Origin of the sequence: Candidatus Nitrosocosmicus agrestis, from assembly GCF_008389435.1 — an archaeon.
Lineage (GTDB): Archaea > Thermoproteota > Nitrososphaeria > Nitrososphaerales > Nitrososphaeraceae > Nitrosocosmicus > Nitrosocosmicus agrestis.
In genome coordinates this window covers 75984-97878 of record NZ_VUYS01000003.1, presented here as the reverse complement: position 1 = coordinate 97878, position 21895 = coordinate 75984, and the positions used below count along the sequence as shown (strand labels likewise).

Here is a 21895-nt window from a genome sequence, read left to right as displayed (position 1 = left end):
AGTTTTAGCTCTATGTCCATCAACATAATGTATAGTTGGGTAAAACCCATATGGAGCTACAAGTATAGTATAGTCATCCATATAAAATGCAAATACCATGGCATTCCAATATTTAAAATTAAATTGAGATGCACTTTGATAAACGATAATTAGATCAAATCATAAAGTTCTCTACATGACAGAACTTTTTCAAATTATTTTCGTTTAGCATAAATTTTAATTTTTGGGTTTTATGAGTTGGAAATTGATTAATAAGTTGTTAGATTGTTCTATATCCATAACCGTAGTGTTATCCATTATCTTAATACCTTCCCCTATTGTTGTCTTTCCCTCATCTTTTACTCAAAATATATGAATAGATGAGATTAATTAGCAACATAGGCGTTTTGATCGGAAGTATGAGTTAATTATTTTATCACACAATCTGATGAAAATATCAACAATACAGAAAAAAACTGAAACCTCTTGGTTTTTTTAAACGAATGAACCCTTTTACAGTGGATTTATCTCTTCTGATACCGCCCAGAATCAATTTTGACTAGATATTAATGACATGACGGTATTCCTTACTGTTAGAAGGTGTCAGAAAAGTTATTGAAAAACTAGAAAAGGAGGGTCAATAGTACCACAATTATCTATTCCTACAATAAAGATTATAATACAATAACTATGATATAACAAATTTAATAACTCAACATTCTGATTTACCGAAAGAAAAAAAGGTTTGAATCTAAATAGTTAAACCCCATGAAAATGGGATGGATATTTTTACTTATTAATATACAATAAAATCGAATTAAATAAATAGAATAATTTAATAACCATCTTTTAAACATTGAATAACCAAACTATAAAATATGTTCATTTAATTAGCCCTGAACGAATCTCAAAACACAAGTATAGTCGTTTGTTTAAACTAGCAAATTTATTAAATATTTGAATGAAATAGACAAAGTTTCACAGATTTCAAGATCACATATAATCTATGAACTATCATGGATTCACACCTCATAATTCAATATTGACCCTTTTTGAGGACAAGAATTTTATAGTAATATTTGAAATAACAGCCATCAACGAAAACAAACTTTTAAGCCAATAAAAGAACATTTTTGAATAGATAAAAAGATGATCAGAATTAAAGATGAATATATCCTTATTGTTGCCCTTGCACTGGTCATAGTTACACTATCCGCTATAGAAACGAGTAAAGTTCGTGCAGAAGAGACTATTGCGTATGTGTCAAATGGTGATGACGGTAGTATTTCTATATTGAAGCTAGATAAAGAAACAGGTGAGTTAGCTATGTTGGATAGAGTTCCTGCAGGTCCAAAGGTAATGCACATGGCGTTGAGCCCAGACCAGAATTATTTATATGCTTCAATTCGTTCAGAGCCCTACTCAGTTATTTCTTATTCTATAAATCCCGAGTCAGGTAATCTAACTCAAATAGGTAAAACATCGCTCCCGGACAATATGGTATTTATTTCTGTAGACAAATCAGGCAGATTTTTATTATCGGTGTCAAACGGCGGTGGAAAGATTGTTGTAAATTCAATTGATATAAATGGAACTGTAAAATCTAAACCAATTCAAACCGTCCTGTCAGGAGATAATCCTCATTCAATCCGAACTGATCTGACCAATCAATTTATTTACGTACCACATCTAGGAAATGATAGAGTTAATCAATACTTGTTTAACAATGCTTCGGGAAATCTCACTCCAAACAATCCTCCCGAGGTATACACTAAATCAGGATCGGGTCCTAGGCACTTTGATTTTTCACCTGACGACAACTTCTTATTTGTATCTAATGAGAAAGATGGAACGATTTATTCATTTAAAATAGATAAACAAACCGGTGTTTTGGAAGAAATCCAAAGGCTACCGGTTTTACTTTCAAACAATGGAATGGAAAATTCTTTGGAGACAAACAAAGATACTAATTCAAATACAAACAAAGAAGGAGAAGGAGAAGGAGAAGGAGAAGAATTTGCAAATGCAGGAGTGGCAGATATTCACGTCGCCCCTAATGGAAAATGGGTGTATGTTAGCGAGAGAGTCAAAAATACAATTTCACTTTTTTCGATAGATAAGACGGGTAATATCACCTACAGCGGTAACTATAAAACAGAAAACACTCCTAGAGGCTTTAACATAGATCCTACAGGTAGATATCTATTAGCCGCTGGACAAAAATCAGGTTACGTATCCGTGTATGAAATAGATCAACAGAATGGTGCATTAGTATTTAAGGACAGGGTTGAATCAGGTAAGGATCCAAATTGGATAGAATCCATTAATGTAGGAAGAAAATAAATAGTCAGAACCGCATTATTGTCAAATAAATCAATTTTGTATCATTATCATAAGATATGCGATAGTTTTTTATCATTTTTTTATTTCAAAGTCTATTCGAATCCAATTGGGATTTTAACACTACAGTGTAATTCTCAAAATACTGACAATTCAAGTTGATGATGCAATATTGAACTATGCAAGTGTAATAAACAAATAATTTAACATAAAAGAGTAGATCACATACTTGGTAATACTTTACAAAATTTTTAAAATAGATTTCGAATTTTTTTTAATAATATTTATTGGTTAATCAATACATTAAATTATAGATAATTACTTTTAGATAACCCTTTTCGAAAATTCAACCATTTTAGAATTAAGTTGTACTATCAAAATAAGGTCATCATACCTAATGGGGTTCAAATATTCTGATCTTTAATATTAAATAGTTTAATAGAAACGACATTATGAATAATAAACCAGACATTTCAACTATTATGAAGTAAATAATATAAAACTGCTTTGATAAACTTTTGATCCATACTCTTTTTTTATATTTGATTTGAGACAGAAAATTATGAATAGTTCATCAAATGAAAACAAGCAGACAGAAATTTAAAAGCAAATAATTTTTCCATATCTAACCTTCACACAGAAATATGGCGCAATTGATCAGTAATTGGACAATCGATAAATTTCTTCAGATAACACAACATGTTAAATTAAATATTTTTACTCAGCATTAAAAAAACACCATGGACTTCAAATCTTTCCAAGACGATTTATGTCGTCGATAACTAAGAGGTGTGGATAGAAGTTCAGACTTGTAGAGACTTGCAATATATTAATGAGATCATCTAGAATATAAAGAATAACAAAAGTATCGAATTTCGTCATTAAGAGTTCAAAGGATGAATACGCAAAGTTATATCATTTAATTTGAAAGTTTTAGCAAACTAGAACAAGTATCTTTGTAAAATGAATCAATCTTTTAAACATTCAAGTAGACTTGTCCTATATTTTATATTTTAAACTACTGTGACAAAGAAATATTTAGAGGTACAAAGCAGTGTAAGAGTATTAGTGTTACCAAAACTATATAATCAAATCAAGAGTCATTACTAGTCTAAAAAGCGGGCAGGAAAGAATAATTTTTTGCTACTACTATGCATTATTGTGCATAGATATAAATCGGTATGAAAGGTTGACTATGAGCACTCAATAACAACTATCCTCAGATCCAAAGACCTACAAACCAAAACTAACCAGTTATTTGTAATAGAAATTCTTAAACAATAATTTGTTTTTTATATCAAGATATAAAAAAAGAATGAATATATAATAATTATATAAAAAGTATTCAAAATATACCCCTGAATGTTAATTTATTCGAAAAAAAAATGAAAACTATTTAAAATAGTTAAGTAGATACTTTGTAGTATAATGGACTCCAAAGTAGAAAAGCCTCATAAAAATGGAATTGCGGCACTATAGTCCATCTTTTTGCTATTAACTCCTCTAACCCCGAAAAGGATTATTGGACCGTTGAAGAAATTTATGAGGATCTTTATCCGAGCGAAAATAAAGAAAAAGCAAAAACCATGTCATTATTACGAAACCATCTAAAATGGATTAAATCTAAGAAAGCAATTGAATTTAAAAACTCTACTACCATAAGACCAATAAGATGCAGATTGAGTACACTAATCGAAGAAATATATTACTCAGGTCACTAAAGAGGGTTTGGTTGATCTAAAATACGTAAGAGAGAAACAGTGGTAGTTTAAGGTAAATTCTCCAAGAATTTGATCTTTAATACGATCCTTTTTTAATATATATTAAAATAACAAAATAATGTATCAGAATTGTGAAATAATCTAGCCTGTTCAGATATAGGTAAAGGTTGAATCAGAAATATACTTTACCAAAAATCGGGGTTTCACAAAGGATTTGCATTAGTTTTAATATTTCTCACTCATATACATTTGTGACGATACAACATTAAATCACAATACCGCATCTCGATGAATTGAGTGCAATGTGACGATTTAAGTGCAAAGCATTTTATTACATCTCCTTGGTTTTATTTCTAACAGCCGTAAATTTTTTGAGAGTAATCTATCTGAAAAGTCAAGAATTAATTGTTTTATATATAATTCAAAAGCACTCAATTCCACCATTGATCCTTTTGCGTCTTCATAAATATCATCAAGTAGTACTAGCGGCTCTACTATTAGAAAATGGAAGAATATGTTTTAGAATATTATCTTACACCTAAAACCAACCAAATGAAGTAGTTATTCTACTCTAGCAGAGACAAGGACAAAGCCCAAGTGTCCAGACAAATAATAGAGGCATCATTAGAAAATAAAAAGTATACATCCTCGATAATCAAGCAACATACAGAACCATTTTTTAACGTTGGCTCTTTTGCATTTGCGTGAAACACCTTAGCATTCCACAATCTTCAAAAAAAGCCATTTGTGGTTACATATACTTTAAAAGGTGAAATTAAAGTTATCACAAATTAGTAAATAAAGTGCCTAAATATTTATAGAAATGATATCCAGGCTACTAATGTTTAAAGAGATGCTTTGAATATGAAATCCCCCAAGGTGGACAACCTTTATCCGCAATAATTTTTTATCCGAAATTCCTGGTGTTTTGTATGTATATCAGTATTGTAAAAAAATCTTTAAAGTTTACCAAAAAAGAACAATAGATTTTTTAGATGCATCAATTACATCCTATATCACTTTTAATTGTTGATGTCAAGTCGTTGACGATAATCTGTTACTAAATACTATAACTGAATAAGCGTATTGATGGTTATATTTAGCCTCGACTTATTGATATTTGGACCTACTTTTTGCTAGGTTTAAAATTTAGTTTCAAGTCTTCAAAAAGTATGAATTTATCTTAAATTTAAAAAAGATGAAAAATGTAAGCATAGTTTTCAGCCTTTATACTCATTGGTAGCATACTGGTTGTTACCATATCTGTTATCATTCTTGCCTTCCTCATAATATTATCTCTGGAATTACTAATATCACAGTAGTTATCGGAAATAAAACCACCTCCATTGTCATCGTCGTCAACGTCATATGTATAAGAATCCCCATTACTGGCTGGACCATTCTCATTATCCTGGTTTTCTTGTTTCCCCCTTTTAGATTTTTTACATCTAGATAAACTACCATCAAAGGAATAGGCACATTGTTATGATGCAATTTTTAAATGAGAATTGCCTTTGTAATCAGTCAAACTCCTTCTATTCCGATCATCATTGTGATTATTGTCTTTATTATTGTTGATATTGTTACTCATCCTCGATTTGACCCTTAACTTTTCAGATATGGAGCTACATTCAACACAAGGTTAGGTTTATTTGAGTTTTTTTCAAATTGTGTAGGAATTTCGCGAAATTCCTCTTTTTGAAAGAAAAGTTTAGTCGGAAGATACAGATCTGTTACAAGCCCTATTGACAGTCACGAGTATTAATTGTTTGATACAATTTACAAAGTAAAAGGTACTGATATTATCGTTTTCAAACATAAATTATTTTTATCTATACTCGCTTACTTATAAAAAAAGTTTTTATGTAAGCAACTCCTCCGCTAATTACACCTAAACTAAGTATACTTATTGAAATGGCTATCGGAGTTATGAAAGATGTCATAATGTTCACGTCCTCAGGACCTATATCCCCCCCAGAGAAAACTGATAATATTCCAGAACCAGCTAACCCTGCAAATATCATTAAAATGGTAGCAAGGGGCCCTCCTATATTCATTCCAAAGAGGTGAATCCACACTAAAGCATTTATGAATTTAGACAATTTTCTTTGGAGATTTATTTCCAATTGGATATAAAAAATGGCAGTTACAGCTATTGCAACAATAAAGATCAAGTAAAAAATGATCCCTAGAAAAAACCATTTGGCTGGACCATCAAAGGAAAGTGATAGAAATTGAATCATATCTAATTTATTTGAGAAAATAAACTGTGAGACTATAAAAAAAATTGCAAAGGACGTCAAAATTCCACCTTGGGCTATGGCAGATATAATGAATCTACTTCCCCATCTGGCCCTTTGAATATCGGATGTCATATTGATACTATAAGAATTACTAATCCCAGTATTATTCTATACGGCGCTCGTCAAGTAAGCAAAACATTGTGTACACATTTTTTATGGATATGTAAATAAAATATCCGAGCAATATCTTAACGAATTAGAAGATACAGTAAGACAAACAATTTCTATGATATGTCACCGTAGATTTGCTCATTCTATGACATAAGATGTCATTTTAATGATAAACTGCGTAGTTTGATTAATTTAAACTATCACTATGATACGATAGTTGTTGGAGGACAAATATCAAGGTATACACATATGAAGTAATATAAACGCAATTATGAACATTTAAAGATAAAATCATCCGGTAAAAAAAGAATAAAAAAATAAATATTTATCTTCTATTTTGATATTTCATTTTTAAGATTAAGTTTAAAGAAATGGTCCAAGGTATGATATACATACAGGTAGAAAATTAAATACGTACAATTCAAAGAAGCAAACATAATGCTTGTTGGTAGTTGAACCTTATATAAGATTAGAAAACCGATATCAACTTTTGGTAATTTCGACTAAGTTAGAAAAAAAGGCAATTAACCAATATTTGGTTTGTGCAATCATCAAAGTAAACGGAAAAATTGGCGAGATCGAGAATTGTAAAATATCAAGATATTCCGGGCATCCTTGGCCAAAATTAATTCACCCGATTTTTGAAATAAAAATATTCCAAACAATAGAATAATCAACTTTGATAGTTTTCCCACTCAGAAGTAGGTCTACAAGTTTATTCAATTTTAGCAGGAGGAAAAAAGCATATATATAGTTATTAAAAAAATTCAAATTTTTTTTTAAAGACGTTTAACATCAATAAGTTGATTTTACCCAATTAGAGAGAAACAAACATCTCAAACGATGAATCAGGCACTTTGCTCAACAAAGATGTTTGAAGAAACTTGGAGATTAATTCAGAATGTAGAACGATAATAATAGCATCCACTACAGATATTTGATCCAGTATTTTTTCTGGTCTTGACCTAGAAAACGAAATCTTTTCTTAGACTAAAAGCTTTGGGATATAATATTAACATAATATTTCTCAGATAGTGTGTTGACATTGCATGCAATTAGTCATTATTGAAAGGGTCCTGAGGCTGGAAGCAAAATTTATTATGTAAAGCATAGAGAATCCTCGCACAGGAACAATGTATTTTGTATTTTATTTTGAATCAATAGAATCAACTGAAAAAGAGAAGTAGGCAGGGAATAGTAAAAATTGTATACGGTTGTAACATCATGAAATACTAGGCGTATATAACATCCATCACTGCTGGACTCCAAACTAAAATATAATGCATAAGAATGCTTTTGAGTTATAAGACAGGCTTTGATGATCGATAATCATTCATAATTTATGATTACCATAATCAAATAGAATTTTATTCATGAAATTTTATAAGGACCATATACACAAATAGGGTACATAAAAATATAAAAATTTACCTTTTTTTCAGAAACTGTTATTTTTTCTTGAATCTCGAAAGGTAAAATTATATTAAATTTCAATTACCGTGTGAATACCATGTTCACATAAGAAGACTTAAAATAGACACATATTTTGCAAAAATAAAGAATAATAATCAAAACAATCTGAAATTGAATCAAGTTATGGTTAATTATAAAATAATGTCCAAAATTTTGAGTGGGCAAAACTTACATATCTTTAAGCCCTGCAAAATTCATAGAATTGAATAAACCCATAGTTCATGTTGTTCCTCATAGTCATTATGATGCGATATGGATATTCAGTAAGGAGGAAAATTTTGACATTAATTGTAATTATATAATCAAAAAGGCAATCGAAATTCTAAAAACAGAAAAGGATTTCAAATTTATAATTGAACAAACATACCTTTTAGAAAATATAGAAATCAATTATCCAGAATTATTTTCTGAAATAAAGCAATTCATTCAAGAAGGTCGAATTGAAATTGCCGGGGGCGAATATTTAATGTCCGACGTTATGCTACCCTCTGGTGAAGTATTAATACGTGAAATTCTTGAGGGAAAAAATTATGTAAAAGAAAAATTTGGAAAGGATGTAATAGTAGCATGGGGAGCAGATGAATTTGGATATAATGCCCAGTGGCCTCAGATTTTAAAAGAAAGTGGCTACAAATACTTCGCCTTTAGAAGAGGAGTAGCCGAACCCTTGATTTCAGAATTTTATTGGAAGGGACTGGATGGCACGGAAATCCTATCGCACTGGATGCCGTTAGGATATAGAGCAGGATTGGATCTCAATTTACTACCCGAAACATTTGAACAGCTTCGGAGGCTATCTACAACAAGGCATGTTTTGATGCCCTCTGGAAGTGGATCAACACCGCCGCAACCGGAACTATGTAACACATTATTAAATTATAATGAATCAACTAAAAACTCGATCGAGAGTCCATTAATGAAGGTATCAACCCCAACAGAGTTTTTCAGAGATCTTGAGCAAGAAATTAAGGAAAAGAACATCAGAATTTCTACGAAAACTGGAGAAATGTATTCTGGAAAAGCTTCCTTTGTATTTCCAGACAGCACGTCCACAAGATCATGGATAAAGCAAGGTTTCAAAGAATATGAAAATAATTTACTTATGCTTGAGCGCTGGAATACAATATTGAATCTGGTTTCTTCTAATAATGATTTTGGCGATGATCTGAAAAAGTATTGGAAACAGGCACTGTTTTTTGCTATGCATGATTCCTTACCAGGCACGGGTATAGATTCAGTATACGATGAAATGAGATCAGCTTTTGACAAAATGGACAATACCATTAAAAAAACCCTCAACGAATGTTTGACAAAGGTAATCAAGGCTACATTTAATCAAAATGACAAAGAACATTGTCTAATAGTGTTCAACTCTGTTTCATGGGAGATAAAGGAATGGGTTGAAGCAACCATCAGATTTGACATAGATGAAGCCTTTGAAATAATGGAGTTAAGATCCTTAAGTAGTAACGAAATTATAGATGTTGAAATATTGGACATTCAGCTTCATGAAAAAGATCGGGGAATTAAAAGTGTCCAAATAGGGTTTATAGCAAGATTGCCAGCACTAGGTTACGCGATTTACCAAGTTATTTATCGTAAGAAAGAAAAGGGGAAAAACGGGGGAATGGAACGAATTCCATTACTAGCATATCCGAGATCCTATGAAACAAAATTCAACTTTGATGATTATACATTAGAAATAGACGCAGAAACAGGAATTTTTTCTTTAATGAAATCCGACCGGTTATACTTTATTGGCAATGAGGTTAGAATAGAGGAAGAATTAGGGGATCTTTATTATCATAAAGATGTAACAGGCATCATCAAATCAGAGAGCGGAGAAGGTATTCCTTTTGGAGTATTTAAAAAAGAAAAATATAGCGTGGAAAATGGTAAAATCAGGACCAAAATAGTTTTTCAAAATAAATACTACGCAATTAGATGGCCATATAGGCTAAATGAAAAATTACCAACTGTTTTGTATCAACATAGCTTTTTGACTATACGAAAAGAGGTTTTAATATACAAGGGATTATCTAGAATTGATTGCAGAACTTTTATTGAAAATAATCATCCACATGTTAGAATACGAGTCAAATTTGATGTTCCTTTTAAAGGTTATACCTATTGGACAGGGACTCAATTCGGAGCAATACAAAGACCAACCAATTTATACTATCTCAACAAAGATCCAGAGGTAACTAAGAAATGGAAAGAGGTTCCTAGCGGTACGTTTCCATCGATAGAATGGCTTGATTATTCAAACAAACAACAAGACATCGGTGTTACCTTCACCCATTTTGGTATTCCATCCCATGAAGTTAGGGACAATAGCATTTACTTTACACTACTCAGAGGTGTCGAAACATTGTCAGCAGATGGTACCAAAGGTCCGTGCATTGCAACTCCAGATGCTGCTGAAAAAAGACCATACATGTTCAAATATTCACTAGTGCCCCATCAAGGGAATTGGTGTGACGGATCCAGTTATAGAGAAGGAATCGCTTTTAATATGAAACCTATCGCTATTCATCTAGCGAACTGGGAAAAAGAGGATAAAAGGTCATCAGACAATTTAGAGAAAGAAAACAAGTATCCCATAGGAAATGGGATTTCATTCATGTCAGTATCACCAAAGAACGTTATTGTTAGTACATTAAAATTACCGCAGATAAAGGAAGACGAAAAATCCGGCAAAACCATCATCTTGAGAATTTATGAAACAGAAGGCAAAACAGTTAACGCAAGAATATCATTTTATTTTCCAATAATATCTGCAACTTTCGTAGATTTATTGGAAAAAGCTCATGTTGAGGCAAAGAAAGAAATCACGGTCTTTGGCGAAAAAAACAATTCACTCAACTTAGCATTAAAACCGTTTAAGATATACACAATAAGAGTAAAATTGGATATAGATTTATAAAAATATCTTTGACGTTGGCAATTGGTAATATCCAAAGCCATTCTTGTAATTAAGGTAATATTTTTAGATCGAGAATTCAGTACGAACTATTGTGATAACTTATTGGTTAGACGCAAAATTATAGTCGCTTTTGAAGATGATAAAAATACGTAATTATGAGTGCAAAATAGATTCTCATTAGAGAGACAATATATTATGATACTATGGTTAGAATCAGATTTAGAAATCAAAAAAAGCATTCAAACAACCTCAGCACTTTCATAAGGGATCACAGATATATATTCGTGTTATTATTTACCAAATGACCATATATGAAAATTATTTTAGTGTTAGCAATGTTACTTCTAGTTTGTTCAATTAGTCTCACTCAATCCAAAGCATCAGCCCAAGAAGAGCAATTTACTATTACTATTCATCCAGGAGCTACGAATAGTGACAGCCAAAATCCCATTGAGCCTGCTAACGTCACCGTGCCAATTGGAGCAACAGTGATTTGGGAAAATAAGGACTCTGTGTATCATCAGATAGTATCTGGAAATCCTGATCAAGGCCCATCCAACATTTTCTATGGCGACTTTTTTGGACCTAATGAATCATATAATGTCACCTTTGATACACCAGGAACCATTGACTACTATGACCCAATTTGGACTAATATCAAAGGTCAAGTAATTACAACAGAGCCAACTAACGTAGCATCGACAAATAACAACAACTCTACACTCGGTACCGAATTTTCAGATTTGAACGCAAATTCTCAAATTTTTGCCCAAGATGAAGCAAACAATGGATTTAGTTCAGATAATCCGGTACAAACACAACAGTCTCAAACTGGTATTATTGGTGAGAACGCTCCACAGCAAATCCCTATACAACAGCAACAGCAACAGCTACTGGACCAACAGCAACAGCCACTGGACCAACAGCAACAGCCACTGGACCAACAGCAACAGCCACTGGACCAACAGCAACAGCCACTGGACCAACAGCAACAGCAACCAGTTCAAACTGCTCCACAGCAACTTATTATACCCCAACACGGCGATATTGACAGTTTTAAAGCTACAGGGAAGATTCATACAATCATAGTTACAGGTACAAGCACTTGGAATGCTAGTGGAGATTGGACAATGATAGTAGAAGACGGAGAAATGAAAAATTTTGTAACAAATATGGCATGGTTTAATGGTACTTCGGGACACACCCATGACTTCATAAATTTTGACCAAAATGGTGATATTACATTACCTTCAAATAACATGGTTACAATCAAAGGGGACATGGACGTAGCTTCGAACGGAGTTGTGACATGGAAAGGTGTTGATACAACAATAAACATAGGTGGAAGTGGAAAAACGATAACGATTGACGTGGATCATGAAGATACCGATCACCACTTTGCAGGACAACCGGTCTTAGGAACTGTAACTTCTTTGACGCCGTGCTCCGATACTCCTGGACCAAATATGGAAATATTTCCACCCTGTAACTAAGTCTGATTACGATCTAGATCGACCAATTCATTTTTTAAAAAAATTTTTATTTATTAAAAATTTCAACAACCAGCAACCCATGTAAAAAAAATAAGACGATAGGATGAAAGTATTAATATATTTAGAATTTTATTATATCAGTATTTCAAACTAACCGTCCTGACAGCAACATCCGCAGTCGCATAATCTGTGGCCATAGTTTTCACATAATTTATTATATTCCATAAATATACTACGACTGATCTCGTATATAATATTTACGAATATCGGCCTTTTTAACCGGATATAAGATTATATCATAGTTTTAGTACGAAATTCTTCATCTAGTAGCGTTTAGTGCTCTTTTTCGCCATTTTCCCGGCAAATACTATATCTGTTCCTTTTTTATGTAATAATTTAAAAGTATTAAAAAATTTATAAAATATGTAAACTATATGAAATATATTTAAGAAATCATTACAATATTTGCCCATAATTAAAAAGACTAACTGGTTTTTTATATTATAACGACCGTAATAGTAAATGGTGTAAAACCGTTGGAAACCGCAAATCACGATTGGACAAATCAAAATATTATTGGATCAATATGTAATTTCCCTGATTGCAAGAATCAATCTAGCTGTAAATGCATAAAATGCTTCACTATTTACTGCGCCCAGCATTTCCAAGTTCATACTGCGATTTGTAATAACATCAATGGACCCCTACAATTTGACAAAGGATCAGCACCATACTTTCTAAACAGTAACGATGTTCGAGATACAAAAAGTGTTTGTTTAATTTAAAGCGAATGCATAGATCCTCATAGCATATTTGTATCTTCAGCAGTAAAAAAAGCAATAGGCCAATTTAACATATATAGATGGAGAGCCGAACCAGGATTCAAAATAAAGGCCAATAGCAGTAATTATGTACTATTTAAAAAATGAAATAAAAGTGTAAAGATTATCTTTTTTTTATGTATTCGATTTGTCCATTATTAGCTTTGACCAACAATTGTTTGAAATTAGAACTTCCTCCATCTGGAGTTATGAACACAGATGCAAAAGGACCCAAATCGCCTAATTTCTGTACCTGTCCAGTATCAAATTGGACAGTAACGTTACTAATTGAATAGAAATTGTTATTACTCAATTTTATACTAATGGTTTCGACAGGTCCCCCCCTTTGTATTACTTCTGCATTCAATCCTGCAGTGGTAAAATATACGTAAAGTACTACTGCTGCAACTAAAGCAAATCCAACAAAAATAACTCTTTTTATTATTCTATACCAATTTCTTTTTTTGCGATTGCTGTCCCCTCCATTATGATAACCCCCATAAAAGCCATCGCCACTGCCATCATCCCATCGTCCCATTGTAACACAATTGAGTAGCAGGATACAAATAAGTTTTGTACGTCTTTTTTCAATCACTTTCAAATCATTTTGTAAGAAATTTGCTTTATTTCTTAGGATTATAAATTGCTAAACGTATCAAAAGATGGCTATTAAATTGGAAGAAACAACATCAGAAAAAAATTATCTAGTATTAAATTGTAACATAAATTCTTTGTTATTAAATGAATAGTTGCCAAGATCAATCAGCAGCGAATCCATTGATGAAATCATCCTCATGGCTTTATTTGAAGGTGCTAGATAGTCAGCATCGCCATATAATAGTCAACAATAGAGATTTATTTATTCAACAAGAGAATCAAAAGAATTGGAGGTTTTTTTGAACTTGCTTATGGAAGGTAATCGCCTATAAATTAAAAATGCAGTAGAACATATCATTGTAATTTCCAGAAAGAATTACGAACAAAATTGAAAATTTTAAGAATGCACCAACTCAATATGATTTTGCATCGGAAAGCATAGTTATTGAAGCCTTGAGTTAAGGATTGGCAATTTATAGTATAGCAGGATCTAATAACAAGGAAGCTAAAGCCGAATTAGGAATTTCTAACGATCGTGAAGTCATGATGATGATGATGATTATAGTAATAATAGTTGCGGGAGTTAGGACACTCCCAAAAGTCTTTCAGAACCACTGGTGAAAATGGATACTCCAAACCAAAAAAAAACTAATCACAGAACTAATCATAAAAGGCAAGGTTCAGAGAACAAACAACTGACTTCATATTTTTGAAATTATTGGAAGGAAAAACGCAAAAAGTTAGTTTTGGTCAGAAATGGTACCTTGTTTGAATGAGATATAAGCACGAATCTAAAAAGATTATTATTAATTTTTGTAGACAGCCTCACTCTCAAGTAATCAAGAAAAAAGATATCATGATTTAGCTACTATCCAGCGATAACAATATATGTTCCTTCTCAAATTATACTAGAAAGACTTGCATGTTTTTGAGGAGGTATGTGAAATCATTCATTCAATGAATCTCTCGACCCAAATTCGTTCTTAAATCCATATAAATTTGCCAATCTATTGACATCGTTATTAGATATTTTACATGCTTGATGTGCGGCTTTCAAACAGTATGGATATCCTTTTATACTATGGCAATATAATCCGTTTAACAGGTTTTTTATTTCATCAATGGAGTAGTCCAAATTACCTACAATCTCAATTTTGATTAGCGGAACAAAGGAAGCGAGTCTTGCGTAGATCTCGATTATACCCAGTGTTTTTGATACAAAGTTATTATACAAAGGTTTGCTAAAACCAGTTTCAAATCCAAGTTTATTGTAGTAGTAGATATCTGCCGCCTTTGATCCGAATTCCCCAAACTGATTTTTGGAGGAAGAATTCTTTGAAATAAAAATCACACATGTTTTCGACATATTGTTTACAAGATTTTTTACACTTTCTAGGTATGAATTACTTTTATTATGGACTAAATTTGAAACCAAGGAACCATCCAAACATATAATATCTGGTTTCCTATTTATCGAAATATCAGCAACTTCAATTTCCATTCTCATCGCACGTGAACCTAATGAGTCACCGGACATATTTCCAACACCATAATCCCATTGAGAGATGGAATTGGATACATCGTTGTTTGATTCTATTGCAATGCTATCGATTACATAAAAATCAATACCTTGAAACGATTTCTTATTCCAACTACTATCCACACCAACAGTCTTCGAAGTAGTTCCCATAGGACAGTAATCAATCCATCTGCCCTTTGCGATTGCTAGAACCCTTTCAAATCCCTTTCCATGTATATAAGATAATTTATTTTCTTTATTCCTTATAGCATCTAAAAAGAGTTCCTGAAGCATGTTTAAGTAGATAGGGATGACTGACATTTATGATTTTTTTGTAGAGCTGACTGCAATCTAACACGATGAGCTAAAATCGTTTAAACACGATTGCTTAATTTTAGATTCCAACTTTGGGATAAGAATCCCATGTAATGTTCATTAAATATTGCTGTTATTTGACATAAAAAAAGGGAAGGTAAATTCACATTTTAAATATTCTTTAAAGATTCCGGATTTTCAACCAACAGTAGGTCATTCTCTGAAATTTTTTCATTCATGATCCTTTGTCGTATCAATCTACGAAGGATCTTTCCAGACCTATTTTTTGGCAGTTCAAAAACAAAATTAATGCTTTTAGGAAGGAGAAATTTTCCAATCTCAGATATCAAGAGTCTTTGAATATTCTCCCTCACGATAAATAAATTAGGTTCCGAGATATTGTTGTTTCGTAATACACAGTATACATAGATAGATTCGCCAGTAATTTCATCAGGAATGCCTACAGCAGCAGATTCGATCACTTCAGGGAAACGTGTAACAACCTGCTCAATCTCTCCTGGGTCTACTCGGTGTCCAGAGATTTTGATGACGTCATCAACACGACCTGTTATATACCACATATACTTGTCATCTAATGTGACTTTGTCTCCATGGTACCAAACGTTAGGAAACTTCGACCAATAAGTATCGATATATCTTTTATCGTCATTAAGTAATCCTTTAGTCATCCCTGGCCAAGGTTTTTTGACTACCAAATAACCCTCTTTAGCAGAATTACCATAATCATCATAAATATCTGCATCTAAACCTGGTACTGGAACTCCTACAGAACTAGGAACTTTTTTTAAGAATGGAAACATACTGAGGATTGCGCCACCCACCTCTGTCCCTCCGGTCAAATTAATGATTGAACATTTACTGTTTCCTATTTTTTCAAAATACCACTCCCAAGCTTCTTTGTTGAGTCTTTCTCCTGTAGATACAAGTAATCGAAGTGATCTAAAATCATATTTTGAAAAATTAATATCATTGCGCATGAACTGTCTTATGGCGGTTGGAGCCATTCCAAAAACTGTAACTTTTAGTCGTTCAATATATTTTGCCCAGTAATCCACATATGGGAAATCTAGTGTGTCCTCAAACACTACGGTAGTTGCTCCTATTATGGGTGATCCATATACAACCCAAGTTTGGCCAGTTATCCACCCCATATCGGCATACCAAAAAAGTACATCGTCTACTCTCAGATCGATTAGATAAGCAGACTGGTGAGCAGAGAATACTAAAAATCCACCATGAGTTTGGATCGTCCCTTTTGGCTTTCCAGTAGTTCCAGAAGTATAAAGAATAAACAACGGATCACCAGAGTCCATTGACTGGGTACTGAGTGCATCCATGTCATATATTCCAAAGTCATTCAAAGAATTCTCATACATTTTTTTAAATGAAAGTATTTTCCCATCTGTAAAAGTATCAATCACTTTACTATCAAGTAGAATAATTTTCTTTATTCCAGTAGTCTCAAATGTGGAATTCCAATGATCTCTCAGGCTTATAGTTTTTCCTTTCCTCCTCATAGTTTCTGCCGAAATTAGAAACTGTGCCTTAGAATCTATCAATCTCTGTTCTAGGGCTACTTTACCGAATCCCGAAAAAATTGGCACGTGAACCGCACCAAGTAAAGAAATAGAATAAATCGCAATAAATGATCGAATATTCATTGGTGCATAAACACCAACTATATCTCCTTTTTTTACACCTATTTTTTTCAATGCGTTTGCAAAAATTTTTACTCGCAATCCCAAGTCTTTAAATGAGATTTGGGATTGAATTCCGTATTCATTAACGAAGATAAAAGCTGTTTTATTTGGATGGAGATCTATATTTTTTTGTATTACGCTATCAATAATATTGCATTTTCCACCCCTAAACCATTCTGGCCAAGCCAAACCCTTTTGAATATCAAGAACTTTTGTAAACGGTCTCTTCCACCGTAGGTTAAGATCTGTGTTCACAGCGTTCCAATACCATTCGGTATCACCCACTGATTTAGCCAAAAGATCCTTCAAAGTTTCAATGCCATTTTTTTGCATAAAACTAATCAAATTGTTCTTGCCAATATATGCAAAAGAGTCCAGCAAGGTTGAAATAGAAATGTCTGGAACTCGCGGATCGTTAGAGGTCATCGGCGCTTAAAAGGAGTCCACGCAGGCAAATATAACAATTTGTATAAAACAATGAGAAGAAATCAGGAAGTGATTGGATATTGGAAATTAAACGAATTCTCCCTTGCTTGTGTTTCACTACCCCGGTTAAGCGTAAAGAAATATGTACCATTTACATCAAATTGCGTCGCATTAGAAGATCCTCCAATCCAATTTCCTTGAGAATCAAAGAATTTCAGCCCTTCTTCGGTTAAGGGTTCTCTATCTCTTAACACTATTGTTTGATTTCCAATTATCGTATAAACCGATTCAAGAGAATCTACAAAACCCTCTGTCCTAGAACCCAGGTCTCCTGAACTCAATCTTACTCCATCCACAAATACATTATAAGTAACTGTTTCAAGTATTGCTGATCCTTTATTAGGATTATATGCATTAAACGCAACTTCCAATCTTGATTCGTTATTTACTGGTACAATCTTGACGGAATTAATAGCAATGGAAAGGTTCTGATTATTGAGCTGCTGAGGAGTCATTTGGGTATTTCCAGTACCCTGAGAGGGTAAAGAAATAGGTTCAGTAGCATCACCTTCTGTTGTGTTTACAGGAGATGTTAATATATCATCATTATTGGAGTTCTGTCCCAAAAATCCTGAATTAAAGAGAAAGTAAAAAACAATTCCGATGATTATGATACCCGCGCCCACTGCATAAATAACCTTTGTATTCATAAATATATGGACTATTTATCTGAGCCTATAAAATGGTTTACAAAGTGTTCGCAATTTGAAAGGTTTACTTACTTATTAGTCCTATCGACTAGGGAGAAACCAAGTGAAAGAAACTGAACATTGTTATGGATATTGGGATGCCAAGACTTATCACAAAGTTTCAAATGTTCAAGAAACATGGGCTCAAGAGCTTTTATCTTGCAGACAATGGAATGGTGATGAGGTGGTACTTGATGCAGGATGTGGAAGTGGTAGAGTTACAAAAATTCTATCCAATCTTGTTCCAAAAGGCAAATTATATGCTGTTGATTTGGATCAAAATATGATTAACACGGCAAAATCCAATCTAGGTGATGTAAAGAACATCAAGTTCGTTATCTCAGACATCTCCTTTGTAGAACTGGAAGAAAGAGTAGATGTCATTTTTTCCAATGCAGTAATTCATTGGATTGCGGACCACTATAGATTGTTTTCAAATTTTAGAAAAATCCTAAAAGACAATGGAGAGATACTTGTTCAGTGTGGCGGTAAGGGGAATTTGAGAGATACTCACAGATTATTGGAGAAAGTAAGAAAGAAAAATGAATTCAGTAGATATTTTACTGATTGGGTGACACCATGGAATTTTGCCTCAGATGAAGAGACTCGGTTGATTTTAGAAAAAATTGGATTCAGTAACATAAAGACGACGTTGACTAAAAAAATTGCTCATTTTTCCAGGTTGGAAGAATACAAACTGTTTATGCAAACAGTAGTAATGAAACCTTATTTATCTTATTTACCTCTTGATAAAGACTCTAGTATAAGAAATGCTTTTGTAGACGCCTTTTTACAAGAAAAAGCATTACAAACCAAATTCTCCAGCCTCAGTAACAAATGGATCATCGATTACGTTAGATTAAATATTTCAGCTCTGTGTTGATTGAACTCGTGAAAATGTTATAGTATTATGATTGTAACTCAAAACTCATGATATTCAATATACTGCTTAAAGAGAGATTCTAAAAGTAAAAAATCACCATTATTCTCAATATTACGACTGAAAAGTCTTCCTGTAATCATTTTCCAAGTAATTGCGGACTGGTGCTATAATCTTATCCAAGTATATGCTGGTTGACATTTTCAAATCCATGGGATGAATCCGGCCATTTTCGAAATCCACTTTGAGTTCGTCAAATGAGTAATAAGAAATATTTCCACCATATTTTGTAGGTCTTTCCAATATAAACTCCTCAAATTCATGAAAAATAACATAGTTTATGATTTCCAAAATAGGATTATTTTGAGTTATCTTAGATGGACAATACGCCTTCTTAACTTTTGTTGAAATTTCTTCAGCATTATCATGAATCAAAATACTTCCAGACGGATTGCTCTTACTCATTTTTGTAAATATTTTAGCATCCTCAGAATTTCGTTCAATTGATGAATTTGTTGACATATTAGGATCAGTTAATCCAGGCAGTATGTGATGATGAACAGAAACTGGAACCTTCCAACCTAGTTTTGGGAAAACCTCCCTAACCAACATATGAATTTTTCTCTGATCTGTTCCTGCATGCACGATATCTAGATCCATCGCCTTGATATCCACAGACTGCATTGATGGATACAAAAGTTGCGAAAAATCCAATGAATCTTGTTCAGTCCTACCCATTATGGTGAGCGACCTGAGAGCTCTTGAAAGAGTTATTTGCTTAGAAAAAAGAACAAAATTCTTCCAGTAATCTTTGTTTTCTTCATAGAGCTTTGTTCCATGTAGTATGTTCACCCCTGGACAAAAAAAACTAAATGCTTTTTCATAATACTTTGAGACATTGGAGATCAGATCCCAATCATTGTTTAGTTTATTGTTGATATATGTATGCCAATCAGCTAAAAATACATTAGTTCTAAAGCCTGCTTTTATAAAATCGTTTAACTTAAACCCCGTCAATATTAAGCTGCCCAAGTGCAGTTTTCCGGAAATTTCTAAACCTATGTAATGATTGGGAGAGGACTTATTTTTTAACAATGTGATCAATTCCTCCTTGGTGACGACTTCTTCAGTTGGAGGCCTCTGTATTAGTTCAGCCCTAGTGACAACATCCATTTAAAGAGTTTATGCTATAGAATATTATAAATTAACAAACATAATCCGATTCTAAATATTTAAAATTTTTAGTCTCTTCTTAAATTAACCTATTTATCTTGAAACTGGTTAGTTTTCTAGGAAAAGCAAAGGTATTGGATTCCAACAAGGACGATGACTTGCCTTTATTAAACAAATCTGCATATTCACTAGATTTTATAGATACTTCGTTATTCGTCTTCGAAGTATTATTCCCGTTGTTTTCGATCACAAATAGTGGTTCACTATTTATTTCAACAAACTTTTTTCTCTTACGATATTGCTTATCCATTTTAAAATAAAGGTAATGTTCTAAAACTCCTTCCCTCAGACCAGTAGGACAGATTAATAAACTATCGAATTTCATTTTTTCCATCAATATTTTTACCACAAAACTTCCTACTGTGATGGTTTTAGATCTCTGCTTTTCAATTAGTTTTAAATTAGATAACTCATCTAGTGAAAGTTGTCCAAGAAATTTATTCGTAAGGTGCATCATTCTTTTATTTAGAACCATATTTTGATGCGAATAAGAAACAGGAAGTTCAAACATTCGAGAGACGAATTTGTATAGTGTTCTTACTGTCCCCCCAATTGATACCAATTTTAAATCTTTAACACCAGATAAACCTAATTGACTCATGGATGGAATGGTTCTATAAAGAAAAGACTCCAAATTTTCATAATTAATGCGGGAGTTGGATCCATCAACATCGTCACGGCGATTATTGTAAACAACATTATTATCAGATAACCGTAATACACCTAAATCCAAACACAATGTCTTTACTATCTTAAAATCAACAACATGCATCAATTCTAAACTACCACCACCCAAGTCGAAAAAAAAACCGTGTGGTACATGAATATAAGATTGTGCACCCAAATAAGAAAAAAATCCCTCTTCGGGTCCTGATAATATATTAAACGAAATTCCAGTTTGTCTTCTCAACTCTTCCACTACGAATTTTTGATTACTCGCATCCCTCACAGCACTCGTTGCGATAGGTATTAAGCTATCTACACCTTCATTCTTTAACTCTTTTTTAAAAATCTCCACAGCTTTGGCTGTACGCCCAATATTAGATTCTGGAATCTGATTATTGTTTTTGTTTAATTCATGTCCAATTTGTACATATTCCTGTTTTTGAAAGCGTTTCTTATAATGTCCATTTTTGTAAATATCATAAATAGAAACTTTGATAGAATTATACCCAAGGTCAATTATTGCAAGACTTTCTTTAATCTTGGTTTCCAAATAGCCTTGATACAATATATCAGATTTCAAATAACAGTTAATAAATTAATTTTTTTGAAATAGATGAGTTGA

The 21895-nt window shown here is 32.7% G+C and carries 12 protein-coding genes; 5 read left to right on the top strand and 7 right to left on the bottom strand.

Features of this window, described 5'->3' with window-relative positions; genetic code table 11:
- Positions 1–1128: 1128 nt before the first annotated feature.
- A complete protein-coding gene (locus tag F1Z66_RS02360) occupies positions 1129–2322 on the top strand; it encodes a lactonase family protein (RefSeq protein ID WP_149861999.1) in 1194 nt (397 codons plus the stop codon).
- A 3550-nt stretch (positions 2323–5872) separates the two neighbouring features.
- Here F1Z66_RS02360 and F1Z66_RS02355 read toward each other — a convergent pair.
- A complete protein-coding gene (locus F1Z66_RS02355; protein WP_149861998.1) occupies positions 5873–6415 on the bottom strand; it encodes a hypothetical protein in 543 nt (180 codons plus the stop codon).
- Between the two features lie 1669 nt (positions 6416–8084).
- Here F1Z66_RS02355 and F1Z66_RS02350 point away from each other — a divergent pair.
- Entirely contained in the window at positions 8085–10853 is a 2769-nt protein-coding gene (locus F1Z66_RS02350) for a glycosyl hydrolase-related protein (protein WP_149861997.1), read from the top strand.
- A 311-nt stretch (positions 10854–11164) separates the two neighbouring features.
- Positions 11165–12346, top strand: a complete 1182-nt coding sequence (locus F1Z66_RS02345) for a cupredoxin domain-containing protein (RefSeq protein ID WP_149861996.1) — start codon at positions 11165–11167, stop codon at positions 12344–12346.
- A gap of 945 nt (positions 12347–13291) precedes the next feature.
- Here the strand turns inward: F1Z66_RS02345 and F1Z66_RS02340 are convergent.
- The gene (locus F1Z66_RS02340) at positions 13292–13762 is read right to left on the bottom strand and encodes a hypothetical protein (protein WP_149861995.1); all 471 of its coding nucleotides are present in this window, start codon (positions 13760–13762) and stop codon (positions 13292–13294) included.
- A gap of 467 nt (positions 13763–14229) precedes the next feature.
- Between F1Z66_RS02340 and F1Z66_RS15175 the strand changes: the two genes are divergently transcribed.
- Positions 14230–14385: a hypothetical protein gene (locus F1Z66_RS15175; protein WP_154670468.1), complete on the top strand. Its 156-nt coding sequence runs from the start codon at positions 14230–14232 to the stop codon at positions 14383–14385.
- Positions 14386–14710: 325 nt separating this feature from the next.
- Here the strand turns inward: F1Z66_RS15175 and F1Z66_RS02335 are convergent, their stop codons facing one another.
- The 3 genes from F1Z66_RS02335 to F1Z66_RS02325 form a co-directional block, all read right to left on the bottom strand.
- Complete coding sequence (locus tag F1Z66_RS02335) at positions 14711–15604, bottom strand: DNA double-strand break repair nuclease NurA (protein WP_149861994.1); 894 nt, start codon at positions 15602–15604, stop codon at positions 14711–14713.
- Positions 15605–15768: 164 nt separating this feature from the next.
- On the bottom strand, positions 15769–17745 hold the full coding sequence (locus F1Z66_RS02330; protein WP_149861993.1) for an AMP-binding protein: 1977 nt from the start codon (positions 17743–17745) through the stop codon (positions 15769–15771).
- A 62-nt stretch (positions 17746–17807) separates the two neighbouring features.
- A complete protein-coding gene (locus F1Z66_RS02325; protein ID WP_149861992.1) occupies positions 17808–18455 on the bottom strand; it encodes a hypothetical protein in 648 nt (215 codons plus the stop codon).
- Between the two features lie 103 nt (positions 18456–18558).
- Here F1Z66_RS02325 and F1Z66_RS02320 point away from each other — a divergent pair, with 103 nt between their 5' ends.
- Positions 18559–19377: a class I SAM-dependent methyltransferase gene (locus F1Z66_RS02320; protein ID WP_149861991.1), complete on the top strand. Its 819-nt coding sequence runs from the start codon at positions 18559–18561 to the stop codon at positions 19375–19377.
- 111 nt (positions 19378–19488) lie between these two features.
- Here the strand turns inward: F1Z66_RS02320 and F1Z66_RS02315 are convergent, their stop codons facing one another.
- Both F1Z66_RS02315 and F1Z66_RS02310 read right to left on the bottom strand, forming a co-directional pair.
- Positions 19489–20547: a tyrosine--tRNA ligase gene (locus tag F1Z66_RS02315; RefSeq protein ID WP_149861990.1), complete on the bottom strand. Its 1059-nt coding sequence runs from the start codon at positions 20545–20547 to the stop codon at positions 19489–19491.
- A 79-nt stretch (positions 20548–20626) separates the two neighbouring features.
- Positions 20627–21853, bottom strand: a complete 1227-nt coding sequence (locus F1Z66_RS02310) for a Ppx/GppA phosphatase family protein (protein ID WP_159357512.1) — start codon at positions 21851–21853, stop codon at positions 20627–20629.
- Positions 21854–21895: the final 42 nt, after the last annotated feature.